19 protein-coding genes are annotated in these 17,166 nt (G+C 69.0%); 7 read left to right on the plus strand and 12 right to left on the minus strand.

The features are described 5' to 3' along the window. From ACFWJ8_RS01730 to ACFWJ8_RS01750, 5 genes are all read left to right on the plus strand, one after another. Positions 1-642, plus strand: coding sequence for an FMN-binding negative transcriptional regulator (locus tag ACFWJ8_RS01730; RefSeq protein WP_378808162.1), 642 nt, complete (start codon positions 1-3; stop codon positions 640-642). Continuing rightward, the gene (locus ACFWJ8_RS01735; RefSeq protein ID WP_378808164.1) at positions 639-2,153 is read left to right on the plus strand and encodes an amidohydrolase family protein; all 1,515 of its coding nucleotides are present in this window, start codon (positions 639-641) and stop codon (positions 2,151-2,153) included. Before ACFWJ8_RS01730 ends, ACFWJ8_RS01735 begins: the two co-directional genes overlap by 4 nt. An 87-nt stretch (positions 2,154-2,240) precedes the next feature. Further along, complete coding sequence (locus ACFWJ8_RS01740) at positions 2,241-3,821, plus strand: multicopper oxidase family protein (protein ID WP_378808166.1); 1,581 nt, start codon at positions 2,241-2,243, stop codon at positions 3,819-3,821. Continuing rightward, entirely contained in the window at positions 3,802-5,199 is a 1,398-nt protein-coding gene (locus ACFWJ8_RS01745; protein WP_378808168.1) for a sensor histidine kinase, read from the plus strand. The genes ACFWJ8_RS01740 and ACFWJ8_RS01745 overlap by 20 nt, the downstream gene beginning before the upstream one ends. A 20-nt stretch (positions 5,200-5,219) precedes the next feature. Next, positions 5,220-5,894, plus strand: a complete 675-nt coding sequence (locus ACFWJ8_RS01750; protein ID WP_378808170.1) for a response regulator transcription factor — start codon at positions 5,220-5,222, stop codon at positions 5,892-5,894. A 59-nt stretch (positions 5,895-5,953) separates the two neighbouring features. On the opposite strand, the gene ACFWJ8_RS01755 is transcribed toward ACFWJ8_RS01750, so the two are convergent. Then, positions 5,954-6,436 carry a Dps family protein gene (locus ACFWJ8_RS01755; protein ID WP_378808173.1) on the minus strand — a complete coding sequence of 161 codons (483 nt, stop codon included), beginning with the start codon at positions 6,434-6,436 and terminating at the stop codon, positions 5,954-5,956. Between the two features lie 165 nt (positions 6,437-6,601). On the opposite strand from ACFWJ8_RS01755, the gene ACFWJ8_RS01760 reads away from it, so the two are divergent. Together ACFWJ8_RS01760 and ACFWJ8_RS01765 are read left to right on the plus strand one after the other, a co-directional pair. Further along, positions 6,602-8,749 (plus strand): acyltransferase family protein, encoded by a 2,148-nt coding sequence (locus tag ACFWJ8_RS01760; protein ID WP_378808175.1) that lies wholly within the window; start codon positions 6,602-6,604, stop codon positions 8,747-8,749. Beyond that, complete coding sequence (locus ACFWJ8_RS01765) at positions 8,746-9,285, plus strand: gamma carbonic anhydrase family protein (RefSeq protein ID WP_378808178.1); 540 nt, start codon at positions 8,746-8,748, stop codon at positions 9,283-9,285. Before ACFWJ8_RS01760 ends, ACFWJ8_RS01765 begins: the two co-directional genes overlap by 4 nt. A gap of 14 nt (positions 9,286-9,299) precedes the next feature. On the opposite strand, the gene ACFWJ8_RS01770 is transcribed toward ACFWJ8_RS01765, so the two are convergent. From ACFWJ8_RS01770 to ACFWJ8_RS01820, 11 genes are all read right to left on the minus strand, one after another. Then, entirely contained in the window at positions 9,300-10,202 is a 903-nt protein-coding gene (locus tag ACFWJ8_RS01770; protein ID WP_378808180.1) for an alpha/beta fold hydrolase, read from the minus strand. A 375-nt stretch (positions 10,203-10,577) separates the two neighbouring features. Beyond that, on the minus strand, positions 10,578-11,450 hold the full coding sequence (locus tag ACFWJ8_RS01775; protein WP_378808182.1) for a hypothetical protein: 873 nt from the start codon (positions 11,448-11,450) through the stop codon (positions 10,578-10,580). Between the two features lie 25 nt (positions 11,451-11,475). Beyond that, complete coding sequence (locus ACFWJ8_RS01780; RefSeq protein ID WP_378808185.1) at positions 11,476-11,841, minus strand: hypothetical protein; 366 nt, start codon at positions 11,839-11,841, stop codon at positions 11,476-11,478. A gap of 118 nt (positions 11,842-11,959) precedes the next feature. Continuing rightward, positions 11,960-12,739, minus strand: a complete 780-nt coding sequence (locus ACFWJ8_RS01785) for a hypothetical protein (RefSeq protein WP_378808187.1) — start codon at positions 12,737-12,739, stop codon at positions 11,960-11,962. Between the two features lie 179 nt (positions 12,740-12,918). Continuing rightward, positions 12,919-13,137: a hypothetical protein gene (locus tag ACFWJ8_RS01790; RefSeq protein WP_378808190.1), complete on the minus strand. Its 219-nt coding sequence runs from the start codon at positions 13,135-13,137 to the stop codon at positions 12,919-12,921. Then, entirely contained in the window at positions 13,134-13,442 is a 309-nt protein-coding gene (locus ACFWJ8_RS01795; RefSeq protein ID WP_378808193.1) for a hypothetical protein, read from the minus strand. The genes ACFWJ8_RS01790 and ACFWJ8_RS01795 overlap by 4 nt, the downstream gene beginning before the upstream one ends. Beyond that, a complete protein-coding gene (locus ACFWJ8_RS01800; protein WP_378808195.1) occupies positions 13,439-13,660 on the minus strand; it encodes a hypothetical protein in 222 nt (73 codons plus the stop codon). Before ACFWJ8_RS01800 ends, ACFWJ8_RS01795 begins: the two co-directional genes overlap by 4 nt. Next, a complete protein-coding gene (locus ACFWJ8_RS01805; protein WP_378808198.1) occupies positions 13,657-13,908 on the minus strand; it encodes a hypothetical protein in 252 nt (83 codons plus the stop codon). Before ACFWJ8_RS01805 ends, ACFWJ8_RS01800 begins: the two co-directional genes overlap by 4 nt. Beyond that, entirely contained in the window at positions 13,905-14,318 is a 414-nt protein-coding gene (locus ACFWJ8_RS01810; RefSeq protein ID WP_378808201.1) for an HK97 gp10 family phage protein, read from the minus strand. Before ACFWJ8_RS01810 ends, ACFWJ8_RS01805 begins: the two co-directional genes overlap by 4 nt. Continuing rightward, entirely contained in the window at positions 14,318-14,515 is a 198-nt protein-coding gene (locus ACFWJ8_RS01815) for a helix-turn-helix transcriptional regulator (RefSeq protein ID WP_378808204.1), read from the minus strand. Before ACFWJ8_RS01815 ends, ACFWJ8_RS01810 begins: the two co-directional genes overlap by 1 nt. A gap of 9 nt (positions 14,516-14,524) precedes the next feature. After that, entirely contained in the window at positions 14,525-17,116 is a 2,592-nt protein-coding gene (locus tag ACFWJ8_RS01820; RefSeq protein WP_378808207.1) for a hypothetical protein, read from the minus strand. Positions 17,117-17,166: the final 50 nt, after the last annotated feature.

Here is a 17,166-nt window from a genome sequence, read left to right on the forward strand (position 1 = left end):
ATGCGCCAGAACCCGAGCTTCGCGATGACCGATGTCGGCGAGATCCGCCGGCTCATCGACCAGAACCCGTGGGTGACGATCGTCAGTGCGACCGACCAGGGTCTGGTCGCCTCGCACTACGCGGTGCTGCTCGACGAGGATCGTGACGACCTGACCATCGTCGGCCACGTCGGCAAGCCCGACGACCTCGTCCACGGGCTCGGCGAGCGCGAGCTGCTGGTCGTGGTGCAGGGCCCGCACGGCTACGTGTCGCCGGGCTGGTACGGCGACGTGCAGAGCGTGCCCACCTGGAACTTCGTGTCGGCGCACCTGAGCGGCATCCCCGAGCTCCTCACGCCTGAAGAGAACCTCGAGGTGCTCGAGCGCCTCGTCGCGCGGTTCGAGAGCGGGATGCCGCAGCCCCGGCTGATGTGGGCGCCGCCGAACGATCCCGACTTCGTGCGCCGCCTCGAGCGCGGTACCGTCGGGTTCCGGCTGACGCCGACCCGCGTGGTGGGCAAGCGCAAGCTCAGCCAGAACAAGTCCGACGAGATCGTGGAGACCGTGATCGCCGAGCTCGAGGCAGGCGCGAGCCCGTACGCCGACCCTCGGCTGCCGGCCGAGATGCGGCGCGACGTCGAGACGCGCAAGGCCGCGCGGTGACGGCGGCCCGGGGCGACGCGCCGGACGTCATCGCGAACGCCCGGCTCACCGGCTCGGAGCGCATCGACCCCTTCGGCGACGAGCTCGTCGACGTCCACCTCGCCGACGGGCTCGTCGTCGACATCGCTCCGGCGGGCGCGCTGCCGCGCCGCGGTCTCGTCGTCGATGCGGACGGCGGCCGTGCGATCCCGGGGCTGTGGGACCACCACGTGCATGTCGTGCAGTGGGCGCTCTCGGCGCAGCGCGTCCCGTTGGGCGACGCGACGTCGGCGGCGCACGCGGCATCCCTCATGGCGCAGGCGCCGACCCTCGCCGACGGGCGCCGGGTCGGGAGCGGCTTCCGCGACGCGTTCTGGTCCGACGCCCCCGATCTCGCGCTGCTGGACGCCGCGACCGGCGACGTGGCGACGTATCTCATCAACGCCGACGTGCACAGCGTGTGGCTCAACTCGGCCGCGCTGCGGCGCGAAGGGTTCGAGCCCGACGGCGTCGGGGTGCTGCGCGAGGAGCCCGCGTTCGAGATCTCGCGGCGGCTGAACGCCGTCGACGTGTCGGTCTCCGATCCGCTCGTGACGCGGATGGCGCAGGATGCCGCCTCCCGGGGCGTGACCGGGCTCGTCGACTTCGACATGGCGTGGAACGACGAGGCGTGGGCGCGGCGACTCGCCGCCGGCTTCGACGCGCTGCGGGTGTCGTACGGCATCTACCCGGAGTTCCTCGAGCGTGCGATCGCGCAGGGCCTGCAGACCGGCGACACCGTGCGCGGCGCCGACGGAGCTGCCTCCGACCTGGTCCGCGTCGGGCCGCTCAAGGTCATCACCGACGGCTCGCTCGGCACCCGCACGGCCGCCTGCTCCCACCACTACCCGGGCGATGCGCACAACCACGGCCTGCTCACCGTCGATCTCGCGACGCTCGTCGACCTCATGACGCGCGCGACCGGCGCGGGCATCGCCTCGGCGATCCACGCCATCGGCGACGTCGCCAACTCGCATGCGCTGGAGGCCTTCGGAGCGACCGGCGCGTGGGGCACGATCGAGCACGCGCAGCTCGTCGCGCACGCCGACATCCCCCGTTTCGCGCGGCTCGGCGTCGGGGCCAGCGTGCAGCCCGAGCATGCGCTCGACGACCGCGACCTGACCGACACCGTGTGGGCGGGGCAGACCGCGCAGCCGTATCCGCTGCGCGCGCTCGCCGACACCGGCGCGAACCTGCTGTTCGGCTCCGACGCTCCCGTCGCGCCGCTCGACCCGTGGGCGGCGATGGCCGCCGCGGTGTTCCGCACGCGGGACGGCCGCGAGGCCTGGCAGCCGCACCAGCGGGTCGACGCGGCCACCGCGCTGGCGGCATCCACTCGAGGCGGTTCCGCTGCCGGCGCGCGCCTGGAACCGGGCGACGTCGCCGATCTCGCCGTGTGCGAGCATGACCCGCTGGCAGCCGATGAGGCCGCGCTGCGGGGCATGCGCGTGTCGGCGACGCTCGTCGGCGGGCGCCTCACCCACGTGGTCTGACCCGAGTGACGTACGGGGGTCTGCCCCCGTACGTGTTCGGGAGAGCGTCGGATGCCGTCGTCCTGGCGCCGTCGCGAGGCTGGAGGCATGACTTCAGCAGTGCCTGCGCCCCCGGCCCTTCCGGGCGTGATGCCCGTCGTGCCCGCACCACCCCGCCGCCGGCGGCGGCGTGGGCTCGTCATCGGGCTCGTCGTCGCACCGCTGGCCGTCATCGCGCTGCTGGTGGGCGCCGCGGCGGTGTGGTTCGCGACCAACGCGGTGCGCGCGACGCCGCCCGCCGCCGGCACGGTGCCGTTCGAGAACCCGATGGCGGTGCCGCCGCTCGCCGAGTCGCACGTGGAGGGCGGCGTCCGCGTCTTCTCCCTCACCGCCGAGGAGGGCCGCACGTCGTTCGTGGCACAGGGCGCGACTCCCACCCTCGGGTACAACGGCGCATACCTCGGGCCCACCCTGGTCGCAGAGCGCGGCGAGCAGGTGCGCGTCGATGTCACCAACGCGCTGACGGACACCACGACGGTCCACTGGCACGGCATGCACCTGCCGGCGGCGATGGACGGCGGCCCGCACACGCCGATCGCGGCGGGCGCACTGTGGCAGCCCGCGTGGACGGTCGATCAGCCCGCGGCCACGCTCTGGTACCACCCGCACCTGCACGGCAGGACGCGCGAGCAGGTGGACGCCGGTCTCGCCGGCATGTTCCTCGTGCGCGACGACGAAGAGTCGGCCCTCGCGCTGCCGCGCGACTACGGCGTCGACGACTTCCCGCTCATCGTGCAGGACCGCTCGTTCAACGCCGACGGATCGTTCGCCGGTGGGCTCGGCATGCAGTTCGACGGCGTGCTCGGCGACACCATCCTCGTCAACGGCACGGCGGCGCCGTACCTCGAGGTCACGACCGAGAAGGTGCGGCTGCGGCTGCTGAACGGCTCGAGCGCGCGCATGTACGACTTCGCCTTCGCAGACGGGCGGGAGTTCGACCTCATCGGCACCGACGGCGGGCTGCTCGACGCGCCGGTGGCCTCCACCGACATCCCTCTCTCACCAGGCGAGCGCGCCGAGATCGTCGTGGCGCTCGAGCCGGGCGAACGGATCGCACTGCGCTCGAATGCGCCCGATCCGGCGCTGCACGCCGGCTCGGCGGCCTTCGACGTGCTGGAGCTGCGGGCCGCGGCATCCCTCGCCCCCTCGCCCGACGTGCCTGCTCATCTGGCGGACATCCCGGCGCCGGATCCGACGGGGGCCGTCGCGGAGCGCACGTTCGTGATGTCGGGGCACAACATCAACGACGCGCAGATGGATCTGGGGCGCGCCGACGTCGTGGCAACCGTGGACACCAGCGAGGTCTGGACCGTCCGCAACGACAACCCGCTGCCGCATTCGTTCCACGTGCACGACATGCAGTACCGGATCCTCAGCATCGACGGATCGCCGCCGCCGGCCCGGCTCGCCGGCTACAAGGACACGATCGCCCTCGAAGGCGACCGCGAGTACCGCCTGCTCGTCCGGTTCGACGACTACGCCGACCCGACCACGCCGTACATGTACCACTGCCACCTGCTGTGGCACGAAGACCAGGGCATGATGGGACAGTTCCTGGTCGTCGAGCCGGGCCAGCAGCCCGCCCTGACTCGTCCCGAGGGAGAGAACGATGACCACAACGACCACTGAAGCGGCCCCGCTCGGGCCCGAGGCGTCGCGCACCGCGACGACCGGGTTCTGGGGATCGTACGGACGCGCCTGGCTGCGCACGCCCGGCAGCGCCCTGTACCTCCTCGCGGTGTTCGTGCTCGCGATGATCTCGGTGAGCCTGCTGGCCTCGCTGTTCTGGACGAGCGTCGGGCTGCTGATCCTCGTCATCGGCCTGCCGCTCATGGTGCTGACGCTCCTCATCGCGCGCGGGCTGGGCGTCGCCGACCGGTTCATGCTGCGGCTGACGGGTCTGCCCACCATCTCCGAGCCGGAGTGGAATCGCGACGCGCCCGACAACACCGGCTTCTGGGCGACGCTCACACGCCCGGTGCGCAACGCGCACTACTGGGCCTACCTCACCCACGGCATGATCGTCACGCCGATCATCAGCACCATCTCGTTCGTGATCACGACGGTGTGGCTGAGCGTCGGCCTCGGCGGCCTCACGTACTGGTTCTGGGGCGTGTTCCTGCCCCGCGGCGCCGACAACGGCGACTGGGGCCAGTACGTCTCCGCCGCGGTGCCGTGGCTGTTCGGCGGGTGGGACGCCTGGGCCGTGGAGGTCGTGCTGTACCTCGTCGCCGGCATCGTCTTCACGTTCACGATGCCGTGGGTGCTCGGCGGGCTCGCCCGCGCCCACCACGCCGTCGCGGACGCGATGCTGGGCCGTTGGGGCTCCGACGAGCTGGCTGCGGAGGTGCGCGCCGAGGCCGCCGCGCGCGGTGCCGCCGTGCACGCCGAGGACGTCGCTCTGCGCCGCCTCGAGCGCGACATCCACGACGGCCCGCAGCAGCGGCTGGTGCGGCTGCAGATGGACCTCGCCGCGCTGGAGCGCCGGGCCGAGTCGGGCGACGCGGATGCCGCAGCCGAGCTCGCCCGCGAGGCACGCGGCCACGCGAAGGCCGCGCTCGACGAGCTGCGCGCCCTGTCGAGCGGCGTCGCGCCGCCCCTGCTGCAGGACCGCGGGCTGGCCGCGGCCCTCGACGCGCTCGCCACGAGCTCGCCGCTGTGGGTGCAGGTCGAGGTGGACCCTGCGATCGACCGCTCGGTCAGCCAAGAGGTCGCCCGCACCGTGTACTTCGTCGTCGCCGAGCTCATGACGAACGTCGTGAAGCACTCCGGCGCCTCGGCCGCCACGCTCCGGGCGACGCTGCGCCGCTCGCCGGCCGGCGCCCCGACGCACCTCGACGTGTGGCTCGTCGACAACGGCCGCGGGGGAGCGCTCGTCTCCGCCGGGCACGGCTTGGAGGGCCTGCGTGAGCGGGTCGCCGGTCTTCGCGGCATCCTCGTGATCGAGAGCCCCGTCGGCGGTCCCACCTCGGTCGGCGCGCACATCCCGCTCACGGTGGCACCGTGACGGATCCCTATCCTGAGGGGATGGCCGTCTCCTCCTCGCACGATCCGTCCGGGCTCCGCGTCGTCCTGTTCGAGGATTCCGTCCTCCTGCGCGAGGGCCTCGTGCGGCTGTTCGACGAGGCCGGCTACACGACCGCGGGCGCGTGGGGAGACGCCGAGGACGTCGTGTCGCGCGTGCGCGACGCACGGGCAGACGTGGCCATCCTCGATGTGCGGCTGCCCCCGGGGTTCCGTGACGAGGGGATCAAGGCGGCACTCGCGCTGCGGGCCGCGCTGCCCGCGGTGGGCATCCTGGTGCTCAGCCAGTACGTCGAGGGCGTGTACGCCCGCGAGCTCCTCGCCGGCGGCGAGGGCGGCGTCGGGTACCTCCTCAAGGACCGCGTGACGTCGCTGGAGGAGTTCTCGGATGCCGTCGTGCGCGTGCGCGAGCGCGGCACGGTGCTCGACCCGCTGGTGGTGCAGGGCCTCCTGTCGGCCCGGCCCGATCCGCTGTCGACGCTGACCCCGAGGGAGCGCGACGTGCTGACCTTGATGGCGGAAGGCCGCAGCAACGCCAGTATCGCGCAGCGGCTGTTCATCGGCGTCGGCGCCGTCGAGAAGAACATCAGCGCGATCTTCGCCAAGCTCGGGCTGGAGGAGTCGGGCACCGAGCACCGCCGTGTGCTCGCGGTGCTGGCCTTCCTGCAGCATCCCTGACCCACGCCGACATGACGAAGGCCCCGGGGACACCCGGGGCCTTCGTCATGTCGTTGCGTTCACTCGGCGAGGTGGGCGAAGAGGAACCAGCGATCCTTCTCCAGCGTCTCCTTGATGCCGATCACGATGTCCTGGCTGGTGAGGTCGAACTCGTCGAGCCCGTCGATCGCCTCCTGGACGTGGCCGATGGCGACATCCATGTCGGTGATCACGTTCCGGATGAGCGCCTCCCACTGGGTGAATCCGGCCGGGACCGTGCTCGCGGTCTTCTCGGCCACCGTGCTCACGCGGGCGTCGATCGGCAGTCCCAGGGCGACGACGCGCTCGGCGGCCTGGTCGGCGCCGGCCTGCGCGTTGGCGACCACCGAGTCCAGCAGCTCGTGGATCGCGATGAAGTTCGCTCCGCGCACGTTCCAGTGCGCCTGCTTGCCGTTGACGGCCAGAGCCTGCAGGTCGAGGACCACGGGCGTGAGGAACTGTGCGGTCGCGGCCGCGACGTCGGGGTTCGCGGCGGTTGCGGGAACGGTCTTCGTGTTGGTCATGTCTCTCGCCTCCATCTGCGGAGTGCCGCCGAGCGGGCGGTCGTCCTCCAATGACTGCAACGCTACTCACGGGGAGTCATTCCGCAAGCAAGAGAAGGCTGGGCTTATCGGCCGTTCCGACCTGTCGTTGCGGGAGCGTCCGCCCGGACCGGCTAACGTCGATGCGTGCCTTCCGCAGATCACGACCTCGGACCGCAGCATCTGGGCGTCCCCGCCAAGACCGTGACCCGAGAGCCCCAGGACCGCTCACCCGAGCACGCCGAACCCTCGCGCTTCCTGCCTCACGTGCAGGGTTTGCGCGCGATCGCCGTGCTGTGCGTCGTGCTCTACCACTTCTGGCCGGGGCGGATCACCGGCGGCTACATCGGCGTCGACATCTTCTTCGTGATCTCGGGCTTCCTCATCACGTCGCACCTCATGCGCGAGGTGACCGCGACGGGGACGGTCAAGCTCGGACAGTTCTGGGCACGCCGCGCGCGGCGTCTGCTGCCGGCATCCCTGCTCGTCCTGCTGTTCTGCGCGGTCGTCGTGATGTCGCCGTACCTCATGCCGACGTCGGCCTTGCCGAACGAGGTGCGCGAGATCCTGTCGTCGACGTTCTACGTCGAGAACTGGTACCTCGCGCTGAACTCGGCGGACTATCTCAACCACTCCGGCTCGCCGACGACGGTCCAGCACTACTGGTCGCTGTCGCTGGAAGAGCAGTTCTACGTGATGTGGCCGCTCATCATGCTGCTGGCCGCGTGGATCGGCGTGAAGTTCTTCCGCGGCGCCCGGCGCCGCGCGATCCTCGTCGCGCTCGGCATCGTCACCGTCGTCTCGTTCGCCTTCTGCGTCGTCTTCACCATCACGAACCCCGCGCCGGCGTACTTCGTCACGTTCGGCCGCATGTGGCAGTTCGGCGTCGGCGCGATGATCGCGCTCGTGCCGATGCTGCGCGTGCGCAACGCCATCGGCAGCTTCGTGCTCGGCTGGGCCGGCATCCTGCTGCTCGTCTACGTGACCTTCACGTTCGACGGCCAGACGCCGTTCCCCGGCTACATGGCGGCACTGCCCACGCTGGGCGCGGCGGCGGTCATCGCCGCGTCGAACTCGGAACGCTGGTGGTACCCGACGCGGATCCTCTCGATCCGTCCCGCGCAGTTCGTCGGCGACATCTCGTACTCGCTGTACCTGTGGCACTGGCCCCTCATCATCATCGCGCCGTCGGTGCCGTTCTGGGGCCTCACGATCTACCACCGCGTCGCACTGCTCATCATCTGCTTCGTGCTCGCATGGCTCACCAAGCGCTTCGTCGAAGACCCCGCGCGCGGCTGGAAGGTGCTCACCTCGCGTCCGGCCCGCGTCACGCTGTGGTCCTCGCTCGCGGCGATGGTCGTCGTCGCGCTCGTCGCCGCGACGGCATGGTTCGTCAACGCGCCGCTGTACAACCAGGGCACCCGCGACATCGCCGAACTGCAGCAGAATCCTCCGGAGTGCTTCGGTGCGGCATCCGTCCTCGACCCGACCTGTGCGGGCACGGACTTCGGCGACACGATCCTCCCGGCCCCCGGATTCGCCGGCATCGACCGCCCCGAGGACCCGCAGTGCTTCGTACAGCTGACTGACTCGCGCCCCGTGTCGTGCGAGTTCGGCTCGGACGACCCCGACGCACCGCGCGTCGCCCTGATCGGCGACAGCCACGCGTACCAGCTGCTGCCCACTTTCCAGCGCATGGCCGAGGAGAACGGCTGGAAGCTCATCACCTGGTTCAAGGGCGCGTGCCCGTGGAACACGACGCCGCTGTCGACGCCCGGCGCCTTCGGTGCGGCCTGCACGGACTGGCGGGCGGGCGTGCAGCGCGCGATCGACGACACCGACCTCGACGTCGTGTTCACGGCCGCCATCGCCAACACGCCCTACTCGCCGGCCGGCTACGACTCGTCGCACGATGCGGCCGTCGCGGGCTACCGCGACGCGTGGAGCACGGTCACCGACCGCGGCATCCCGGTCATCACCGTGGTCGACAACCCGGTGTGGGAGACCGACCCCAACAAGTGCCTCCGCACGAGGGATGCGTCGGAGTGCGACGGCGCACGCTCCGACGTGCTCGTCGAGAACGATCCGCTTCGGGATGCCGCCGCCGGCCTGGACTCCGTCACGCTCCTCGACTTCACCGACGTGTTCTGCGGCGACGACGCGTGCGCCCCGGTCGTGGGCGGAGCCAACATCTACCGCGACCAGGACCACCTGACCGTGACGTTCGTGGACACGCTGGCCCCCTGGTACACCGAGGCCATCACGACCGCGCTCGCCGGTAGGGTCGCACCATGACGGTCGCACCAGGAGCCTCGGTCCTCTTCGCCGCGGGCAGGACCCCCGCGCTCGATCCCACGTCGTTCGTCGCGGCCGGCGCCCGCGTGATCGGGGGAGTGACCCTCGGTCCGGGCGCGAGCGTCTGGTACAACGCAGTGCTCCGTGCCGACGGCGACACCATCACGGTCGGGGCCCGCAGCAATCTGCAGGACAACGTCTCGGTCCACGTCGACGCCGGCCACCCGGTCCGGATCGGGGAAGACGTGTCGGTGGGCCACAACGCGGTCGTCCACGGCTGCACGATCGGCGACGGCTCGCTCATCGGCATGGGTGCGGTCGTGCTCAACGGTGCGAAGATCGGCGCGGGATGCCTCATCGCCGGTGGCGCCGTGATCCTCGAAGGGGCCGAGATCCCCGACGGCTCGCTCGTCGCCGGGGTTCCCGGCAAGGTGCGTCGCGAACTCACCGATGAGGAGCGCTCCGGGCTGCTGCGCAACGCGGAGCACTATCTCCTGCACATCGAAGAGCACCGCGGCGCGATCTCCGTCGCCTGACGGGGCGCCCGGCCTCAGCCCTGCGTCGGCGGGTGGTGCTTGCCCCTGTGCACCTCGTAGAGGCGCACATGGCCGGGCCAGGTCGGGTCGTTCGCGATCGGGCGGTCGTCCATGAACGCCCGGATGATGTGTGCCAGCTGTCCGGGGTGGCTGTAGTTGATGGCGTGCGCCGCGCCTTCCAGCATCACGACCAGCACATGGCTGTCGGTCTGGCTCGCGATCTCGTCCACACGGTGCGCGTGCGGCAGCAGCGGGTCGCGTTGCCCGAGCACCACGAGCGTGGGGACGCGCAGCTCGAGGAGACGCTGCAGCGACGGATACTGCGTGAGCGAACGGAACATGCGCATCGTGCTCGGGATGCCGAACCGCACGTAGTCGGGCACCGCCACCGTCGCCATCTTGAACGGCTCGCGCGGCGCATCGGCCGAGAGCTGGCCGATGGCACGCCGGAGGGGCTGGTTGTAGATCCCTCCGGCGGGCGAGACGAGCACGGCCCGATCGATGCGGTCGGGGTAGCGGTGCGCGTACTCGATGATGACGGGGCATCCCATCGAGTTGCCCACGAGCGTGGCTTTCTCGACGCCGCGGTCGTCGAAGAAATGCAGCGCCGCCCGTGCCAGGTCGGGGATGTCGAGCATCCCCTTGCTCTTGCCGCTGCGGCCGAAGCCCGGCAGGTCGGGCACCAGCGTGTGGAACTCGTCCGACAGTCGCTCCGCCGTCGGCAGCAGATACCGGCCGGAGAGTCCGAAGCCGTGCACGTGGGCCATCACGCGGGCGCCGGCGGGGGGATTCGGCGACTCGCGGTAGAACACGTCGACGCCGTCGACGCGCGTCCACTTCTCGGCGAGCGTCGACGCCGGGCGGCGCGGAAGCTTGCGCGGCGTGTCCGGCGGGCGTGACGATGACGCGGCGTTCATTGCGGCTCCCAGAAAGGCATCGAACGGTGCGAAGCCAGTCTGCCGCGTGGACGCGCAGTGCGGGAGACCCACGCAGAAGCGTGCCCCGATCAGGTATGTGGAGGGGATGACGGGAATCGAACCCGCACCATCAGTTTGGAAGACGTGACGGCACTCCCGATAGCCGTAACAGCCCGCAGGATTCTGCGGTTGAGAGCAGGGTGACGGCGACAGTTGCCGTGCCCGAGCGATACGGCTATGGGCACGCGACGGGCACGGAAAGTCCGACTTTCGGGGGACACCGGGTGAGCCCGTCGACAGCGAGACGACGGCACTACGCTCTCTGTCTCAGAGTGCCGATCTGGTGCCCCTAGTTATGTCCCACGGAACGACTCTCTAGGCCTCAGGAGACGCAGCATCCAGCAATTCTTGATACCTGCGTCGACCAAACATGTACTCGATCCGGTGATCGGCTTTGGCGTGAAGAGTCCGCACGACTCGCTGACCCGCGAGGGTTGCATCATGCCGCACTTGCCGCACAGCCTTCTTCCGCACCGGACGCGGGCGCGAGGGCTTCCGTCCACTCCGCTTGTAGCGCTCCATCGCTGCGTCAACACGCTCGTTGATGAGCGCGTTGTAACCGCTCTCGAATGCGTCGCGGCTTGCAAGGTACGCCCGTCGACACCCCTCGAACATGGTCCGCTGAACGAGGTATTCCTTTACGTCGGCGATCAACCGAGCGTCGTCTACAAGGCCGCGCGCATGATCTTCGGCCCAGTACTCAGCCCACAGTCGGGGCTTCTCTCGGAACGACTGGTGAAGGTATTGGCGAAGCGCTTGTCGCTCATCGCTCGCCCAGGGGTCGGGGAGGGTTATGAGGGAGGCCGCGCGCAACTCGATCTTCCCCGCGACGATCTTCATGAGGTCCCACTGATGCAACATCTGGCGCAGGAACTCATACTCCGCAAAGAACGAGTCTCCTTCGCCCTCACCCACTTCCTTCATGCGCTGGTCGATACGCGTGAGGTCTAGGTCAAGCGGCATCAGCGAGTCACCGGAGTACTGAAGCGTGGGCGTGACCCAGCGCGCACAGTCTCTCGCGGCCTTGCGCTGCGAGCGCGACACCTCGCGTGCGCGACGCTTGCCGTCAAGGATGCGTTCGGCGATGAGGAGCACCGCGCCGATGACGAGACCGGTGAACAGCGCAACGATCATGTCTGGCCAGAATGATGACCAATCGATCGATGGTGACGGCGCTGTCGCTGACATGCGCCAACTCTAGGGGTGAAGGAACCTAGGCCGACTGACGGTGTGCCGCCATGCGGCAGCGCGTCGAGCAGTAGACGGCATCGGACCGATAGCCATTGAGCGATTCGCCGCAATAGGCGCAGAACCGCTCGGGTGTCGACGGCTTCACGCTCTTGTCGTGGCTGACCTCGCACCTGTCGCCGAGGAAGACGTGCCCGCCGATCGAACACCACCGATGCTTACCGGCTGGCACGTGCCTGCCGCAGTAGAGCGTGCCGTCAGCGTCGCAGGGGGTGAACTTGCGGGCGTCGAACTCTTCGCCGCACTCTGCGCAGGTGTACGTCCAGACGTACACGGCAGCCTTCTTGGCAGAGGGGTGCGGCTTGGGGGAGTGACCGACGCGGAGAACCACGTTACGAATCTAGGGGTACACCTGCGATAGTGCACAGGCGTATCAGAGGGGATGCCCTCGCCCATCGTCCACCAGAGCGCTACGCACGCCGCCGCGAGGTTCAGGCATCCCCTCGTCGTCACCAGGCCAAAGCGTCCTGGCGAGCCTCTGTCTCGCGGGCCTGAGCCGCCATTGCCGCGTAGGCGTCACGGCGGCGCTGCACGAACTCGTCGTGACGGTCTGCCGGTGCGCAGTCCGGCTGCCACGTCCAGACCTTCTCGATGAACGCCGTCAGCCCCTCGGACCACGACCACGGCTCTTCCAGGCCAGCAGGATCAGCGGCCTTCGACTCGGCGAACAGACGGAAGTTGTCCGGCGCGCTATCGCCCAGCGACACCGGCGAGCCTGTCGCGGCTTCGACGCCGACGCGGCGCAGGTCATCGATGAACGTCGGCCCGCCAAGACGGTCCCAGGTCCCCGCGCACGACGCGCAGAACGCCACGCGCGAGCCGTCCGGCCACGTGAGCGTGTGCGGCGCGTCATACCAATCGCCAAGTGCCCGAGAGCGGCCACACATGCCGCATGCGCCACGTTCGGAGGTGTTCGGCAGGCTGTCCGCGATCGCATCGGCCCACGCCTTCCGCACCCGGCTTTCGTCTGCGTCTGTCAGGTGTCGCCAGGGTTTGCCCGTGGCGACACCGTGAGCCTTCGACGTGACACCGCCGACGAACTCACCACGGGTGTAGGTCACGAGGTTAGCGAGCAGCGCGGACGCCGCCGACTCGTTCAGGTCATGCGGTCCGACCAGAGAGCCGAGCATGAAGCGCGCCAGGCGGCCCTCTTCGCGAGCGACCGCACAGACGCCACACTCGCGACGCCAGTCGTCGAACTCGGCAGCCAGGTTCGCCTTCTTCGCCATCTCGATCCGCACCTGTCGCTGTTCACCTGACTCCCACGGAGCCGCTTCCGGTTCCCGTGTGCCGGTGCCCGCTGACGCCCAGCCGCCACAGGTGCGGCAGTAGGCCTTAGGCAGTTCGCGCTCACGTTCTGCACGCGCGCTCAGCGCCTCTCTGAGCCCTCGAATGCTCGTTGTACGGTTCATCGGTGCCAAGCCTCCATGTCTCGCGTCAGACGGGCGTCTGCGCCTCTGCCTTCACGTTTGATCGCGCCCTTCGCGGCCAGGCGACGGGCGACACTTGCGAACTCGCGGTCTGACATGTGCGACATGCGCTCGCGGACTTCCTGCCAGGTCCGGCCACCCATCAGACCCAGGGCCGCGAGCATCCGCTTCTCGTCTGCAACGTCGGTGTTAGTCATGCCTTGACTCCTTCCCGTCGCACCGGCAGCAGCCAGCGATAGTGCGGGCGTTCCGCCTCGCGTTCGTTGCGCGGGATGAGGTTCTGCACGCGCACCTCGCCGCGCGAAATCAGATAGTTCTCAGCAGTTCCGAACTGACGAATCGTCATGCCGATCTGGGCCGCGAGAAGTCGACGCTGTGACACCAGCGTCGGGCACTTCTCGCCAGGACGTGCGTGGGCTTCGAGGTAGTCGAGCAGCACGGCGGCATCGGCAGGGATGCGGGCGCGTTCGGCATCCGTCAGCGGGCGCTTGTACTTGCTCACGATGACCTCCGGTTTTCCAGCCAGTCAGCGCACACGTCGACCGGCAGGTGCAGTCCAACCGCGCCGAGCGCAGCCTGCACGCTCTCAGGCGTCGCCTTGCGCGGATCGAGCCGAGCAAGGGCGAGGCGCGCAGCATCGTCCATCGACGCGCCCCGGTGCGGAGAGTCTGACTTTCCGGGGCCAAGGGCAGGTGCGTGCGGCACCGGCACGACGATCATCCGAGCGCCTCCTTGAACGCGTCGCTGCCAACGATGTAGCGGGCCACCAACTCGGTCTGAAGGGGCGGCCCTGGCGGCAGGGCCGTCGCCACGATCGCGACGACAGCGGCAGCCTCTACCGGCTTGCCGAGCGCGTTGCGGACGCGATACCGGTACTTGCCCTGACGCCAAACGACGCGGCCTCGCAAGGCCGGTGCCACCTTCGCAGCCAGCGCGTCGAGGTCGATGCTGTCGAGTGCACCAGTCACAGCAGCCCCCGCAGAGCGAACGTCGACACGAGAGACTCGCCGAGGAAGTTGTTTGCCGCCTGACCACGCACCGAACGACGAAACACGGGTACGCCGTACCAGGAGTTCGGCGCGGGCCGGACGCGCAGGTACTCGCCGCGCGGGCGGATGGGGCCGGTCGTGCCGCCCAGCACGAAGCGTGCATGGTCGGTGCCGACGCCGACGCGGTAGGTCGTCCGGAACGCTCCCGACGCCTGCACGTCGCTGTCGATCGAGTCGCGCATGGCACCGGTCCGAACAGGTGCCTTCGCCTTCGCGACGGCACGATTCAGACGGCTTGTGGAACGCATCTGCCCGTAGACCATGCCGCCCGGCATGAAGGCGGCAGCGATACGCGCGTCGTAGACCTTGACGTGAACGGTCGTGGCCATCAGTAGCCCCGCCTCGCGTCGTTCAGGAAGTCGATCAGGTCAGGCAGCGGATACCGGATGGTGCGATGCGACAGCCGGACGAAGACGGGCCCGGTGTTCTGCTCGCGCCACAGGCGCAGCCTGCGCGGCTCGATGTCGAGAAGGTCGCAGACCTCTCCCGGTGTCAGGAGTTTCGGTACGCGGGTACGCGTCGTCATGGTGTCCTCCTAGCCCGCCACGTCCATGGCGAGACGCCGGATGACCTCGTTCGCGGTGCGCCGAGGATCGCCGGACCGGTCGTTGATGTTGAAGGTGTTGTTCTGGACGCGGCCAGCGCCGACGACACCGCCGCTGGCCATGGCCGTGGTCTTGCCCTGCGCGATGGCCGAGAGCGCACGCACGGACGGGTCTACCGAGCCGAGCGAGCGGTTCAGGGGCACGATCGCTTCAGGTCCAGCCTCGCCCGCCAGGATGTGCGCCGGGCCGGTCAGGATGCCGCCCGAGGCGAAGCCCTGACCGCTGAAGACGCTGCCGATCGCGCCGAACGGGTTCGAGGCAATCTGCTGAATCTTCGACACGATCTTGTCGACGGTCGAACGCACTGTGTTCCAGGCGTTGTCTGCGGCAAGCCCGAGGCCGCCCCAGAAGTTCTCCCAGTTCCGTTTCACGTCGCCGAAGAATGACGTGAACGGCGAGGCCAGGCGTGCGAGCCCGCTCTGAAACTCCGACGCCATCCGGCTGAACCAGCCCGGCACGGCGACAGTCCAGAAAGCCACGAAGCCTGCCCACGCGGCTCTCACCGGCTGCGCGAAGGTCTGATCAAACCACCGCGAGACACCGGCCCAGCCCTCGCGGAACCACTGTCCGGCGCGGGTGAAGAAGGCCGGGACCTCGACAGTCCAGAACCGTACGAAGCCGTTCCACGCCCGCTCGATCGGCTGACCGAAGTTCGTGTCGAACCATGCGGCCACCGCCGCCCAGCCGGTCGCGAACCACTGACCGACAGAGCCGAAGAAGCCGGGAACCTCGACCGTGAAGAAGTTCACCGTGTCTGCCCAGAACTGTTCGATGGGCTGACCGAAGTTGGTGTCGTACCAGGCAGCGACGGTCGCCCAGCCGTCCGCGAAGGCCTGACCGAAGTCCCGGAAGAAGTTCGGAATCTCGGTCTTGAAGCCTTCGAGGGTGTCGCCCCAGCGCGTGACCACCTGATCGAGCCAGCCGCCGCCTGCCTCAGCGATAGCCGGGTCCGGCCCCATGAGGTTGTTCTGGAACCACTTCTTGAGTTCGCCGATGCCCGCGCCGCTGTAGTTGTTCGGGTCGAACAACTGGTCCCAGCCGTTCTGCCACGAGCCCTTGACCTCGGGTGTCAGGAAGACGTCGTTGATCATGCTGGCGATGAGGCCGGCGAGGGTGCCGACCAGGGCACCGATCGGACCGGCGAGCGAGGCACCCGCAAGAGCGCCACCGATCGCAGACAGCCCCGCGCCGCCTTCCGTCGCGTTCTGGTCTGAGAGGCCCTGAAGCGCCACTGTGAGGCCGGTGACGGCCCCAGCCATCTTGGTGATGGTGCTGACCTTCCCGGCCTTCAGAGCGCCCCAGAACGTCGACATCGCGCCCGCCGCGCCAACGATGATCTGACCGCCCTTGAACAGCAGAAACGCCGTCGCGAGGTCGGTCAGCGCTGTCGCGACGGCCTCGGGGTTCTGCCGGATGAACTCGGTGGCGAAGTCGAGAATCGGCTTCAGGGCGTTGCCGAAGTTGTTGAGGGTGTCGACGACGACGCCGGGAATGTCCAACTGGTCAAGGAACTCGATGAGACTCTTGCCCGGACCGTCGAAGAACTGAGCCAGCCCGTCGATGAAGTCGTTCAGGTTGTCGGTGCTCTGCTTGTCGAACAGTCCCGAGAGCGCGCCGCCAATGCTCGTGATCAGGCCGCCCAGGTGCTCGAAGACAGAGACGCCGTTGGTGACCCACTCGGCATAGGCCGGGCTGTTCACGAACGCGTCAAAGCCTTTGGCCAGGTCGCCGATCCAGCCGACCAGCCCATCGACGGCAGAGACCATCGCCGGGTTGGCGAAGGCCGTGAGAAGGGCGCTGCCGAACGTGCCCACGCTACGGACGATGCCGTCGAACACACCGGCCGAGTCCGAGATGATCCGGGCCAGGTTCTCGAAGTTCTGAGTGCCCGGCGCGAGGTTCTTTGCGAAGTCGGTGATGAGGTCGTGCACCACGTCGGCGACATGGCCGAGCGGTTCGCGCAGACCCTTCACGGTGTCCGTCAGCGAGTCCCAGGCCTTCTCCGTGTCGCGGAAGACGCGAGAGGTCAGTTCGCCGTTGATATCGCTGAGGGTGTCCCGCAGTCGGTCGAAGGCCTTGCGCGCGCCGCGCACGTCGGCGGGCACGTCGTCCAGGTCGCCGGTCAACCGCTTGAAAGCGGCGACGGTCACACCGATGCCGATACCGACCGACGTGAACGCGCTGCCGAGAGTGAGAAGCCCGACGCCAGCCGCACCAGCCAGCGTGCCGATCTGGGGGAGTGCTGCTGTAACGGCACCGATGATCAGCGCCCACTGACGCGCGTTGTACGACAGGCCGCGCCACGACCGCGACAGCCGCTGAATGTCGCCGCGAAGGCCCTTCATGCGCTGACTCAGGCTGTTGAACGCGTCGCTCTTCTTGAGCGTCTTGCCCAGAGAGCGGTTGAACGAGTTCCCGGCCTCGCGCCCTCCGGTCTCACCGACGCGGCGGGCAATGGTGCGGACCTGAGCGGGCAGCCCGCGCCCGTCAGCCGTGACGACGATGGTGGCTTCGCCCCACACGACGGCGATGAGTCAGCCCGCCAGATCAGCGAGGTTGTGTGCCTCGATCG

The sequence above is a fragment of the Microbacterium sp. NPDC058389 genome (genome assembly GCF_042722305.1).
Classification (GTDB): domain Bacteria; phylum Actinomycetota; class Actinomycetes; order Actinomycetales; family Microbacteriaceae; genus Microbacterium.

Excerpts from the sequence above, each read along its gene's own strand:
- ACFWJ8_RS01730 (WP_378808162.1), top strand. The coding sequence starts at position 1 with ATGCGCCAGAACCCGAGCTTCGCGATGACCGATGTCGGCGAGATCCGC.
- ACFWJ8_RS01740 (WP_378808166.1), top strand. The coding sequence starts at position 2,241 with ATGACTTCAGCAGTGCCTGCGCCCCCGGCCCTTCCGGGCGTGATGCCC.
- ACFWJ8_RS01745 (WP_378808168.1), top strand. The coding sequence starts at position 3,802 with ATGACCACAACGACCACTGAAGCGGCCCCGCTCGGGCCCGAGGCGTCG.
- ACFWJ8_RS01750 (WP_378808170.1), top strand. The coding sequence starts at position 5,220 with ATGGCCGTCTCCTCCTCGCACGATCCGTCCGGGCTCCGCGTCGTCCTG.
- ACFWJ8_RS01755 (WP_378808173.1), bottom strand. The coding sequence starts at position 6,436 with ATGACCAACACGAAGACCGTTCCCGCAACCGCCGCGAACCCCGACGTC.
- ACFWJ8_RS01765 (WP_378808178.1), top strand. The coding sequence starts at position 8,746 with ATGACGGTCGCACCAGGAGCCTCGGTCCTCTTCGCCGCGGGCAGGACC.
- ACFWJ8_RS01770 (WP_378808180.1), bottom strand. The coding sequence starts at position 10,202 with ATGAACGCCGCGTCATCGTCACGCCCGCCGGACACGCCGCGCAAGCTT.
- ACFWJ8_RS01775 (WP_378808182.1), bottom strand. The coding sequence starts at position 11,450 with ATGTCAGCGACAGCGCCGTCACCATCGATCGATTGGTCATCATTCTGG.
- ACFWJ8_RS01785 (WP_378808187.1), bottom strand. The coding sequence starts at position 12,739 with ATGGCGAAGAAGGCGAACCTGGCTGCCGAGTTCGACGACTGGCGTCGC.
- ACFWJ8_RS01790 (WP_378808190.1), bottom strand. The coding sequence starts at position 13,137 with ATGACTAACACCGACGTTGCAGACGAGAAGCGGATGCTCGCGGCCCTG.
- ACFWJ8_RS01800 (WP_378808195.1), bottom strand. The coding sequence starts at position 13,660 with ATGATCGTCGTGCCGGTGCCGCACGCACCTGCCCTTGGCCCCGGAAAG.
- ACFWJ8_RS01810 (WP_378808201.1), bottom strand. The coding sequence starts at position 14,318 with ATGGCCACGACCGTTCACGTCAAGGTCTACGACGCGCGTATCGCTGCC.
- ACFWJ8_RS01815 (WP_378808204.1), bottom strand. The coding sequence starts at position 14,515 with ATGACGACGCGTACCCGCGTACCGAAACTCCTGACACCGGGAGAGGTC.